This is a genomic window from Natronobeatus ordinarius, from assembly GCF_024362485.1.
Classification (GTDB): domain Archaea; phylum Halobacteriota; class Halobacteria; order Halobacteriales; family Natrialbaceae; genus Natronobeatus; species Natronobeatus ordinarius.
The window spans coordinates 811830-824286 of the sequence record NZ_CP101456.1; the positions used below are offsets into that span (position 1 = coordinate 811830).

At 65.1% G+C, this 12457-nt stretch carries 8 protein-coding genes and 1 pseudogene; 5 read left to right on the forward strand and 4 right to left on the reverse strand.

What is annotated here, in order from left to right:
* Nucleotides 1-27: 27 nt before the first annotated feature.
* Nucleotides 28-354: a nuclear transport factor 2 family protein gene (locus tag NMQ09_RS04235; protein WP_255193197.1), complete on the forward strand. Its 327-nt coding sequence runs from the start codon at nucleotides 28-30 to the stop codon at nucleotides 352-354.
* Nucleotides 355-505: 151 nt separating this feature from the next.
* On the forward strand, nucleotides 506-2035 hold the full coding sequence (locus NMQ09_RS04240; protein WP_255193198.1) for an FAD-binding oxidoreductase: 1530 nt from the start codon (nucleotides 506-508) through the stop codon (nucleotides 2033-2035).
* A gap of 41 nt (nucleotides 2036-2076) precedes the next feature.
* Here NMQ09_RS04240 and NMQ09_RS04245 read toward each other — a convergent pair whose 3' ends face one another.
* Entirely contained in the window at nucleotides 2077-2958 is an 882-nt protein-coding gene (locus NMQ09_RS04245; RefSeq protein WP_255193199.1) for a CPBP family intramembrane glutamic endopeptidase, read from the reverse strand.
* Nucleotides 2959-3106: 148 nt separating this feature from the next.
* Nucleotides 3107-4255, reverse strand: coding sequence for an MBL fold metallo-hydrolase (locus NMQ09_RS04250; protein ID WP_255193200.1), 1149 nt, complete (start codon nucleotides 4253-4255; stop codon nucleotides 3107-3109).
* Nucleotides 4256-4545: 290 nt separating this feature from the next.
* Here NMQ09_RS04250 and NMQ09_RS04255 point away from each other — a divergent pair, with 290 nt between their 5' ends.
* On the forward strand, nucleotides 4546-4755 hold the full coding sequence (locus NMQ09_RS04255) for a hypothetical protein (RefSeq protein WP_255193201.1): 210 nt from the start codon (nucleotides 4546-4548) through the stop codon (nucleotides 4753-4755).
* Nucleotides 4756-4880: 125 nt separating this feature from the next.
* Here NMQ09_RS04255 and serS read toward each other — a convergent pair whose 3' ends face one another.
* Both serS and NMQ09_RS04265 read right to left on the reverse strand, forming a co-directional pair.
* A complete protein-coding gene (gene serS / locus NMQ09_RS04260; protein ID WP_255193202.1) occupies nucleotides 4881-6260 on the reverse strand; it encodes a serine--tRNA ligase in 1380 nt (459 codons plus the stop codon).
* 148 nt (nucleotides 6261-6408) lie between these two features.
* A pseudogene (locus tag NMQ09_RS04265) lies at nucleotides 6409-6504 on the reverse strand (IS200/IS605 family transposase); the annotation flags it as partial.
* Between the two features lie 32 nt (nucleotides 6505-6536).
* Here NMQ09_RS04265 and NMQ09_RS04270 point away from each other — a divergent pair.
* A complete protein-coding gene (locus NMQ09_RS04270; protein ID WP_425607256.1) occupies nucleotides 6537-8006 on the forward strand; it encodes a PAS domain-containing sensor histidine kinase in 1470 nt (489 codons plus the stop codon).
* Between the two features lie 380 nt (nucleotides 8007-8386).
* A complete protein-coding gene (locus NMQ09_RS04275) occupies nucleotides 8387-12439 on the forward strand; it encodes an outer membrane protein assembly factor BamB family protein (protein WP_255193204.1) in 4053 nt (1350 codons plus the stop codon).
* Nucleotides 12440-12457: the final 18 nt, after the last annotated feature.

A 12457-nucleotide genomic window follows, 5' to 3' on the forward strand; every position in this document is an offset into this window, starting at 1 on the left:
TTGTCGGTGCGACGACCACTGCCTGGCATGGATCCCGAGGCGGCCGTGCGAACGTACTACGACGCACTCGACGCCGGCGCGTACGACGACCTCGAGGCGGCCCTCGCTCCCGAGTTCGTCCAGTATCGACCCGACCGGGCGCTCGTCGGCCGCGAGGCGTTCGTCCGGTTCATGCGTGAGGACCGGCCGAACCGGGAGACGAAACACGACGTTCGTGACGTCCTCGTCGACGGGGAGCGAGCCGTTGCCCGTGGTGTCTTACTCGACTCGGGCGGCGGCGAGCTGTTCGCGTTCGCCGACGTCTTCGACCTCGAGGATGGGCGGCTCGCCCGACTCGAGACGTACACCCGCTGAGTGTCGGCGTCTTTTCACTGCACGCCCGTTGAGCGTCGGTTTCCCTCGAGTGGCAGCTGGTGACCACCGTGCAGCAGCTGCGTGGCCGTCACCAGATGCGTTCGTACTCCTCGCCCTCGTCTCGTTCATCGATGGATGGTGAGATGAACCCATGACAACCGACCGAAACGGAGGCGACACCGCGGACGAGACTCGTGACGGCGTCTCGGAGCGACGGCGACCGGACGGCGGAGCGGTGCATGCGGGGGAGAGTGGAGAGAGACATCCAGGGGAAGACGGACTCGAGGCAGTCCCGGACGAGGCACTCGAGACGTTCACCGACGCGTTTCGTGGCGCGGTGATCCTCCCGGGTGACGAGCGCTACGACGATGCGCGAGCGGTCTGGAACGGGATGATCGATAGATATCCGGCGATGATCGCCCGGTGTACCGGCGTCGCCGACGTCCGAACGGCGGTGGCGTTCGCCCGCGAGCGGGACCTGCTGGTGGCGGTCCGCGGCGGCGGCCACAACGTCGCCGGACACGCGACGTGCAACGGCGGCATCGTCGTCGACCTGTCCGAGTTGAACTGGGTCGACGTCGATCCCGAGGCCCGCATCGCCCGCGTCGGTGGCGGCGCGACCTGGGGTGACGTCGACCACGAGACCCAGGCGTTCGACCTGGCGACGCCGGCCGGCGTGGTGTCCACGACCGGCGTGGCGGGCCTGACCCTCGGCGGTGGCTACGGCTACCTCCGGCGCGAACACGGCCTGACTTGCGATAACCTCCGCTCGGTCGACGTCGTCACGGCCGACGGACGATACCTGACCGCCAGCGAGACGGAACACGAGGAGCTGTTCTGGGCGCTTCGCGGCGGCGGCGGAAACTTCGGAATCGTGACGGCGTTCGAGTACGAGCTCCACCCGGTCGGGCCGGAGGTGGCGACGGTCGAGACGTGGCATTCGATCGACGACGCGAAAGCGGTCGCCCGGGGCTGGCGCGACTTCGTGATGACGGCGCCGACCGAGGTCAGCGCCGAACTGGTTTTCTGGAGCGTTCCCGACGTCCCGGACTTCCCGGAGGAGCTCCGGAAACAGCCGGTCGCCATCGTCGCCGCCGTCCACAGCGGCGACGTCGACGCGGGCGAGCGGGCACTCGAGCCCCTCCGGGAGCTCGGAACGCCGATTTTCGACCTGAGCGGGCCGACCCGGTACGTCGAGCTCCAGCAGGACTTCGACCCGTTCTTCCCGGCGGGGGAGCTTCGCTACTACGTGACGTCGATCTTCCTCGAGGGGCTCACCGACGAGGCGATCGACGCCGTCGTCGCCCGCGCGAAGTCTCGCCCGCACTACCGCGTCCTCGTCGACGTCTGGCACCTCGGCGGGGCGATCGCCGACGTCTCCGACGAGGCGACGGCGTACAGCGGCCGGGAGCACCCGTTCCTGCTGGCGATCGACGCCACGTGGGAGGAGCCGGCCGACGACGACCGCGTCGTCGAGTGGTCCCGGTCGTTCCGGGAGGAGCTGCGCGACTTCTCGCCCGGCGGTCGCTACCTGAACTTCCCGGGCTTCGGTGAGGAAGCCGAGGACCCGCTTCGAACGACCCATAGCGCGGAGACCTACGAGCGGCTGGTCGACGTCAAGACCGAGTACGACCCCGAGAACCTGTTTCGGCTCAACCAGAACGTCGAGCCGCGCGAGTGAGCTTCCCTGGATTCTCTCCAGGGCGGGCCGCGCTCTCGGATTCACGTCCTGGGCCTCGAGGCCTCGAGGCGGCTGGCCAGTAGCCCTCGGCCGACGACGGCGACCACGACGAGTGCGAGCACCACGGTGATCGCGGCGTTCGAAACGTAGACCGGGACGAGCGCCCCGAAGTCGGTCACGTCGTCGACGAGCACCTGGTCGACGTCGAGCGGGACGAGCGCCCCGCCGAGGGCGTTGTTGGCCCCGTGCATGACCATCACGAGTAAGATGCTGCCGCCGGTGCCGTTGTAGACCCACGCGAGGAGGATCGAGAAGGCGGTGATGCCGACAAAGTACGCCACCTGTGAGGCGAGCGGCCAGGTGGAGTGGAGTGCGAGCGGGTCGACGAACAGCGGGAGGTGCCAGGCGCCCCAGATAACGCCGACGACGAGCGCCGCGACGACCGGACTGTAGTGCTGCTGGAGTTCGGGTTGTGCGAAGCCTCGCCATCCAATTTCTTCCTGGCCGCCGCCGACGAACGTTCCCAGAACGATCCCGAACACGAGCACCAGGAGTTCCGGCGAGAAGGCGCCGAAGTCGATCGGCGCACCGACGAGCGAGGCGACGCCTGCGGAACCGAGCGCGATGACGGCGGGAATCCCGACCGCCGCGGCGTACCACGTCGGGTGGACGCGCCACCTGACGATCCCTCGAGCCCACTCCCGAAGCCTGCGGTCGCTGACGGAGACGACGACGACGGCCGCGATGGCCGGACCGGTCGTGCTCAGGAAGCCACTCAGGAGCCACCGGGTCCAGGACATCTCCATCTCGAGCAGGATCACCAGTCCGTTGAGACTCCAGGAGATGGCGAACGTCAACAGCAGGAAGGCGCCGAGTTCGTGGGCCCGGATCCAGTTCGTGACCGGGTTTCGACGTGGGGACATAGACGGTATAGCCGACGGTCCGTCATAAGCATTATCATACATCTGTCATTTTGACAGGGCTGCAACTCAAATCTGGTTGAGTATCACCTCGATAGCCGCCGAGGGGCACACAGCCGAGTGACCGACGAACCACAGCGAGGGATCGGCCTCACGCCGAGCAGTTGTTCGGCCCTATCTCGAGTTCGGCGCGCTCCTCCGGTGGCTCCTCGCGGACGCCGCGGTTGAGCTCGATGATCTCCTCGTAGTTGGCCGGCTTCTCGCCGGCGTCGGCCAGTCGGTCGACGAACTTCTCTTCCTCGAGGTCGAGCACGTCGATCTCGGTCCGCGCCTCGCCGACCGTCGTCGCGATCGGTTCGCCCGGCGCACCGACGCCGAACTCACCATCGGCCGAGACGGTGACGTGCCCCGGCAGGACGACGATTCCCTCGGGTTCGGCGAGGAGCGTGCGGTGGAGCGACTCGTAGAGCATCTTCGCCCCCTCCTCTCCCTCCTCTTCCCCGAACTCGAGTTCCGTCCGTCCCGTCGAGTCGGCGTGTAACGTGTCCGCGGTCAGCAGCGCCCGATCGTTCACGAGCAGGGAGATCGACTCGCTCGTGTGCCCCGGCGTGAAGAGGGCCTTCACGTCCAGGTCGCCGATCGCCAGCACCTCGTTGCGCTCGAGCGGAACGAACGCGTACTCGAGGTCGCGTTCGGCCGCCCGCTCGCCCAGGTAGTAGGGGACGTCGAGGTCGGCTGCGAGCTCGCGCCCGCCGGAGACGTGGTCGGCGTGGACGTGCGTGTCGATCACGCCGACGATCGACAGGCCGTGCTCGCCGGCGGCGATCCGGAACTCGTCGGTGTCGGCCGTCGTGTCGACGACGACCGCCTCGCCCGTCTCCGCGCAGCCGACGAGGTAACCCAGACAGCCCGTCGCCCGGCGCTGGACCTGGACGACGGTCACCCCCTCACCGACGTCGATCTCCACGTGGTCGTAGACGCCGCTCCAGGCTTCCATGCCGCCGTCGACCGTCTGGACCTCGAATTCGCCCGTGGCCGACTCGAGTTGCGTCGCGAGGTTTCCAGACGAGATTCCTTTCCCACAGATCGTGATCACGCGATCGGTGTCGTCGACGAGCTCCTCGAGTTCCTCGAGCTGGCCGTCTTCCTCGAGCTCCTCCTCGGGCCCAAACGGGAAGTGCCGCGCGTCCTTCACGTGCCAGGCCTCGTAGCTCTCTTCGGGGCGGGTGTCGACGAGGACGAACTCCTCGCCGCCGTCCTGGGCCTCGGCGAGTCGGTCGGCGGTGAGTGTGGTGACCATCGGTGCAAAAACGTGCTCGAGGGCCCTAAACGCGGGCCAGGCACACACACGGCCCGGTTCGTCGACTCGAGGCCGGCGACGCCGCGCGCCAACGCCGGACGCGTCACGGCGGTGGACGAACCGAACGTTCGTCGACCCTCAAGCCCCATCGAACTGCCGGCCGTCCGAGCCTCCGGCGTCCCGGCTTCGGGGCGTCCGAACGATGGCGTCGCAATTCTTGACAGCACAGAAAATCAATTCAGTCAGAGATGATAGGTACCGTTACGTTACTCCAGTTCCGCTGACAGTCCATGAGTCAGGATCGTCCCGACGACCGACGAGAGACCGACGACGACGAACCGTCGCCGTTCTACCTCCCGGGGGCGCCCGAGGCGTCGGTCGTCGATCGGGTCTGGAACGCGATCGGCGGACTGTTCCGAACGCGCGGACGGGTTCGTGCGGATCGGCCCCGCGAGGCCGACGGCGGCGAACCGATCGACGAGGAGTATAGTAATCGTTGAAACGATTCACACCCGGTCACAGCGAGCGGCCAGCCTCGACGACGAGACCGAGGCTGGCCGCCGACGTTCGTGACCGGGTGTGCAATGACTTTCAACGGTTACTATCGCACCGCCGGCGCAATCGGCTACTCGCGCTCGCCAGCACCTAACGCGGCCTCTCCGACTTTCCCGTGACCCTCGATGACCTCCTGGCCGCCCATGTACGGTCGCAGGGCCTCGGGAATCGTGACGGTGCCGTCGTCGTTCTGGTAGTACTCGAGGATGGCCACCATCACGCGGGGCAGCGCCAGCCCCGAGGCGTTCAGCGTGTGGAGGTACTCTGCGGACTCGTGGCGCTCGGGCCGGTAGCGCAGGCCGGCGCGGCGGGCCTGGAAGTCCTCGAAGTTCGACGCGCTCGAGACCTCGAGCCAGCGACCACCCTCCTCGGGGCCGTCCTCGAGGTCGTCGGCGGGGGCCCACACTTCGATGTCGTAGGTCTTCGCGCTCGCGAAGGTGAGATCGCCGGTGCAAAGCTCGAGGATGCGGTAGGGGAGCTCGAGTCGCTGGAGCACTTCCTCGGCTTCCTCGAGCAGGCCCTCGAGGCGGTCGTAGCTGGTCTCGGGTTCGACGAAGTTGACGAGTTCGACCTTGTTGAACTGGTGGACGCGGACGATCCCGCGGGTTTTGGTGCCGTGCTCGCCCGCCTCCCGGCGGAAGTTGGGCGTGTACGCCTGGTGTTTCAGCGGCAGATCGTCTTTCAGGAGAATCTCCTCGGCGTACATGTTCGTCACGGGGACCTCCGCCGTCGGGCAGAGCCAGAGGTCTTCGTCGTCGTACGGTTCGAGGTTGTCGCCGCCGAGGCGGTAGGCGTCGTCGGCGAACTTCGGGAGCTGGCCGGTGCCCTGCATCGACGTGCTCTTGACGGGAATCGGCGGGAAGAGGTCGACGTAGCCCTGCTCGCGGTGGACGTCCAGCATGAACTGGATCAGGGCGTGCTCGAGTCGGGCGCCGTCGCCCTTGAGGAAGTAGAAGCCGGCGCCGGTGGTCTTCGCACCGCGCGCCTCGTCGATAATGTCGAGTTCCTCGCCGAGTTCGTAGTGGGGCGTGACCGCGTCGGCGTCGACGCGCAGATCGTCGAAGCCCCAGCGGCGGTGCTCGACGTTGTCCGACTCGTCTGCGCCGACAGGGACACTCTCGTCGGGCACCTGGGGAATCTCGAGCATCGCTTCCTCGAGTTCGGCCTCGAGCTCACCCGCTCGCGCCTCGACCTCCTCGAGGTCGGCTTTGAGCTCGCTCGAGCGGTCGATCGCCTCCTGGGCTGCCTCCTCGTTCCCTTCCTGTTTCAGCTGGCCGATGCGCGAGCTGACCTGGTTGCGCTCGTGTCGCAGGTCGTCGCCGCGGGCTTTCAGCTCGCGCCACTCCTCGTCGATGGCGAGCACCGCATCGAGGTCGACGTCGGCCCCGCGGTTTGCGAGGGCCTCGCGTACCTCGGCTGCGTGCTCGCGCAGGTAGGTCCGGTCGAGCATTCGTAGGCGTCGATTCATCACCCCCCGGGAAAACCGTGTCGGAAGTGTGCCAGGCGACCCCACGACGACTCCCGCCGACGTTCACCGTCGTCTCTAAACGAAACCCAGCGCGAGTACCCCGCCCCACCGTGGGCGGGGGTGAAGCGCGTCACTCCGGTGCATGTTCAGTCTCCTCGACATATCGTTCAACCACCTCCTCCGACACCGCTCCTGTCGTCCCCACGTAGTAGTCAATCCGAAAGAATTCTATCCGACGATCCTGAGTTTCTGTCTGCAATGGGTGAGCGGGAGCCGAGAGCTGGGGGGCTCTCGGAAACGACAGGAGACGCATACCGAACGATCGTCGACTATGCGGGACAGCCACTTTTTCTCGTCGACGTGGTTCACACGGGAGACGCGCCCCGGTTCGAGATCGACCGATTCAACCTCGCCTACGAGGACCAGACCGGGCTGTCGCTCGAGGACGCCCGTGGCCTGACCCCGCGGGAGTGGCTCGGGGACGACGTCGGCTCGACGCTCGAGGAGAAGTATCACGAGTGTCTCGAGACGCAGGCACGACTCCGGTACGAGGAACGCCTCGAGTTCCCGTCCGGAACCGAAATCTGGGAGACGACGCTCACGCCGGTGCTCGTCGACGGCGAGGTGTCCCAGCTCGTTGGGACCACTCGCGAGGTGACCGACCGGCGACGCGCCCGGCGCGAACGCACCCGCAGTCGCGACCTCCTCCGACACACGGAGGCGCTGGCGAACACTGGCGGATGGGAACTCGACGTCCGGACCGACGCGCTCCGCTGGACGCGCGGGACGCGTCGGATCTTCGGCGTCTCGGCGTCGTTCGAGCCGACGCTCGAGGACGCCCTCGCGTTCTACCACCCGGACGACCGGGACGCGATCCGGGACGCGATCGACCGCTGTCGAACCGACGGCGTGCCTTACGATCTCGAGGCGCGAATCGTCCGCGCCGATGGCCCGGAACGCTGGGTCCGATCACGGGGTGCAGCGGTCGTCGAGGACGGAGCCGTTCACACGTTGCGCGGGGCCGTCCAGGACGTTACCAGGACGCGACGTCAGGAACGTGAACTCGGGCGACAGAACGAACGGCTGGCGGCGTTCTCGAGGGTCGTCAGCCACGACCTTCGAAATCCGTTGAACGTCGCTCAGGGGGCGCTCTCGGTGGTTGAAACCGACAGCGAGCACGACGACCTCGAGCAGATCGCTGCGGCCCTCGACCGGATGGAAACGATCGTCGACGAGACGCTCGCCCTCGCTCGCGAGGGACAGGCTGTCGCCGACGTCGAGTGGGTCGACGTCGAACCGATCGTCGACGACTGCTGGCAACTGGTCGATACCACAGCCGCGACGCTCGAACTCGAGGTCGACGGCCGGATTCGTGCAGACGCCGATCGACTGCGACACGTCTATGAAAACCTGTTTCGTAACGCCGTCGAGCATAGCTCGACGAGCCCTCGTTCGCACGCTCGCGGGGACGATAGTGCCGGTGTGACCGTTCGTGTCGGCACTCTCGAGGACGGGTTCTTCGTCGAAGACGACGGCCCCGGGATTCCCGCTGCCGAGCGCGAGGCGATCTTCGAGCCGGGCTACACGACGGGTGACGGCAACACCGGATTCGGCCTCCCGATCGTCAGGCGGATCGCCGACGCTCACGGCTGGACGGTCACCGTCACGGACGGGCCGGCCGGCGGCGCCCGGTTCGAGTTTTCGGGGGTCGAACTCGAGAACGGATAGGCTGCCTCGAGGAACGCTTTGGTGCCCACTCTGGCGGTCGGCAAGGCCCACGATCGAACGGTGGTCACGTCCGGTCGTGGGTTCGACGGGATGGCGGTCGGACTCGCTGACGTCGGCCTCGAATTGCAGTAAGGTACTTCGGAGTAACTTCGCCACTAACCCCTGCGTAAGCGTGAATTTATTTCTTTTCGGTATTTCTTCTGCTCATGTACCAGTGTGAACAGCGGACTCGAACACGAGCGCAACTCTTTGCGGTCGTTTTTTCGATACTACTGATCGGTTCGGTCGTTGCGCCGTTCGTGGCGGTGGCTGGAGCGACTCAGGAGGGAGCTCCCGTGGGAGACGGTGTTGAGTCGGGAGTCGACCCTGCGTCCACGACGATGGTCCAACCGTCGCTGAATCCGGAATCGTCCGGTGAGCCGATCGCCGACGATCCCGCCGTTCGGCTCGACCGGTTGCTCGGCGCCGAGTACGACGGATTCGGCGACCGTGGAATCGCGTCGTCGGACGAGCTGCTCGTCGTCACGAACGGAACGGATCGGCTCGAGGCGTTCGACGCGGCGGGCGAACCGATCTGGTCGACGACGCTGGGCGACGACCTCGAGTCGAAACCCGTTATCGACGACGGCACGGTGTACGTCGCTATTAGTGGAGAAACCTTCTCTTCTGATCAGCTCGTCGCACTCGACGCGAGCGACGGCTCGCTGCAGTGGAACTCGTTCGACACTGCAGGAGTTGAACTCTATTCGGACGTTCCGCCGGTGTTCGGCGAGTACCTCTACGTGTTCGATCCCGGCGACGTGTTCGAACCCGACGACGGCGAAAGCGTCTACGCGCTCGACCCCTCGGACGGCTCGATTGTCTGGGAGCAAGCGCTGGACGATACCGGTCACGTGCAACTGGCTGCGGACGATGACGCGGTGTACGTCGTTGACGACGATCACGTCCGCGCGTTCGGCGGGTCGAGCGGCGACGTGCTGTGGAACCGCGGCGACTGGCCACTCAGCGGCGAGGTATCGGCGCAACCGACGATCGCAGACGGGACGTTGTACGTGACGGCTGACGTAGATGATACGGGTGCGTTGTACGCATTCGACACAGCAGACGGTGTTCCACTGTGGCGAACCCCAATTCCAGAGGAAGCCGACCTGTCCCCAGTCGTCTGGAACAACGGCGTGTTTGTCGCGAGCGGCTCGAGCATCCACGGGTTCGATTCCCTTACCGGCGAACGAAACGCGATGTACCAGACGGCCGGCGAGATCCAGGCCCTCGAGCTCGGCGCGCAGCTGTACGTCGCGTCGAAAGACCCGCGAGAGTATAGCGGCCCCGGTGAAAGCCTCACGGCGCTCGAGCACGACCTCTCGGTCGCCTGGGCGACGTCACTGCCGACGATGACCGGCAATCTCGACCGGGTGGCCTATCCAACGGCTCTCGCAACGATCGGTGACACCCTCTACGTCGCCGGAATCTCAGAGGAGTTTGGGACGCCCGAGGACAACTCACTGTACGTCTTCGAGCCCACCACACTCACCGTCGACGACGTGGAGGTCGTCGAGGACAGCGCCACCGTCGGCGAGACGATCACGGTTGAGGCCACAGTGAGCAACCATGGCGAACAAAGCGAAACTAGCGAGGTCACCTTCGAGATCGATTCGCCGTTGACACCAACCTATCTCGATCACCGAACGACTGAGGTTTCGGTTGGGGCGGGCGAAACGACGACAACTACGCTCGAGCTCGAAGTGACGAGTTCGGGAACCTACGAGATAACCGCCTTCGAGAGCGGAACGGGCGGGCTAGCTTCAGACCCACGCGTCGAATCCGTCTCGGTCGTCGTCGGCCACGAGAACCCAGACGACGATTGGACTCAAATCGGCTACGACGCGGCCGGCTCACACTGGAACCCGAACACCCACGCACCGACGAAGCCGCTCATGCAGACGTGGGAGTTCGAAACGGACGGCAACGTCGAACGTAATCCCGTCCTCGTCAAAGACGACACGGTCGTCGTCCACAACGATACGACGGTCTTTGGGCTCGACCTCGAGACCGGTAACCAGCTCTGGGACTACCGAATCTCGGTTCCAGAAGAGGCCGACGACACGGAGGAGATCGGCAGCCACGTCATCGTTGACGATGTCGTCTACTTCGGGATGTCCTATTCTGTGGGACACGCGGGTGCCGAGCCACGCTCGCGGCTGTACACGATCGGTCTTGACGACGGCGAACTCATCGACTATCGTCACTTCGAGGATCAACGGATCAACCTCCGATCGCTGTCGACCGACGGCGATAGCCTGTTCTTCACGATGCGCGTCGAAGACAATGGAGACAACCACGGCGACCGCTACCTCTGGGCGGTCGATCGACACGACTTCAGCAATCAAAAGTCCCAGTATTTCGCCGACGACAGTGAGTTCAATAGCGGGGATCAGGTCCTCGTGACCGGCGACCGACTCGCCATCGCTGATCGATCCTACGACACCGGTTCTGATACGATACGCACGTTCGACCGGTCGACGCTTGAGCTAACCGCTTCTCGAACGTTCGACGACGGCGACATCAGGACGTTGATCACCGACGGCGAGACGATCTATCTCTCGCTGGAGCCCGACGAGGGGGGAGTCTACCAACTGCTCGCACTCGATCCCGACGATCTCTCGACGACATGGCAACTCGCACCAGAAATGTACCTCCAGCAAGAGGACAAATACGATCAACACCACGGACTCGTCGTGAGCGACAGTATGCTGATCACCGCCACGAGAGGCCCATTCACGAGTGATCATATCGCTCACTACGGGATCGATACCGAGAGAGGCGAGGTTGAGTGGTTCGAGTCCACGAATAAACAGTTCGAGACTCGGCTATCCCAGAGCCCGATCGTCGCCGCCGACGGCGTGTTCTACGCTGGGCTGAAAACGTACGACGCCGCAACGGGTGAACACATCTCGTTCTCGAAAACCGGGCATCCGGTCGCAATTTCGAACGGAACCGTCCTGAGCGTGACCGACGATGGCATTGGCGCGTACCAGGGGGTCGAACCCATTTCGGTCTCCGAACTCGAGCTCTCTGCGACCGAGCTGGAGCACGGCGAGGAACTCGAGGCGACGGTCGTGGTAACCAACCCGACACCATTCGCTCAGCCGATCAGGGTGGACATGACCGGAGCGAACCCACTTCTGCGAAAAGACGGCTCCTCTGGGGATTACACAACGACGCTGGGGCCGAGTGAGTCGGAGACGATCACGTTCTCAGTAACGCCACATCCCGGTGACCACTCGATCCACGCCGACATCTCAGCCAACAGCATGTTCAGCGCCGGGTCGCCCAACGGGTATTACCGGTATCACACAACTGCTCCCCAGACGGCAACCGTGTACGGCGAGCCGATCGAACCGACCGAACTCGAGGGCGTCGTGCTCACCGACGCCGAACTCTCCACCGACTCGGCTATGCTCGGAGAGCCGTTCACGGTCGAAGCAACGCTACAGAATCTCGGAACGGAGTCGGTCACCGAATCGATCGAGGTGGCGGTCGGTTCCGATTCGACGGATACGTCGGTGACGATTGGCGGCGGGGCGTCGGAGACAATCGAGGTCACACTACGGGGTAGCGATGAAGGCGATGACCAGACGGTAACGGTCAACGGAATCGCGATTGGGACGGTTCACGTAATCGAAACGGACCTCTGGCTTGCGAACCTCGACGCGGATTCGAATACGGTCGGTACCGGCGAGACGGTCACGATTACCGCAGCGTTAGAAAACCGCTACTATCCCTACGAACTGGCAACGAGCGACCTCGGGCTTTGGATCGACGGCGAAATCGTCCAGACGAAACACGTCGAAGTTCCGCCGTACTACGAAGACGACTACGGAGCCAAGGAAGTCACGTTCGAACAGACGTTCGACTCGCCGGGCGAGTTTGAGGTGTTGGTCACCGGCGACGGCGTCTCGATCGACGTGAATCCCGTCACCGTCGACGTCGAACTGGAACCCGGCTCGCCACCAGTCGCCGCGTTCGACTACGAGCCGACCGAACCCGAGGTCGGCGACGAGGTGACTTTCGACGCGTCCGCCTCGAGTGCCCCTGAGGGAACGATCGCGGCGTACCGCTGGGATTTCACCGGCGATGGCACCGTCGACGTAACGACGACTGAGCCGGAGGCGACGTGGACCTACGACGAGGCGGGTGACTACAGCGTCACCCTCGAGGTCGAAGACGACACAGGCGAGACGGCTGAGACGACAGAGACGGTCGCGGTGACGGAGCCGGAACCGAGCGTCGCCGACTACGCCGACGCCGAGGACGGGGTCGTTCGGACCGACGGGCTTCGCGACGCGATCGACGACTGGAGAGACGACGACGTGGACACCGACCTGCTTCGCGCCGTCATCGACGCCTGGCGAAGCGGTGAGCAGGTCGACTGATGGTCCGGGCGAGTGCGC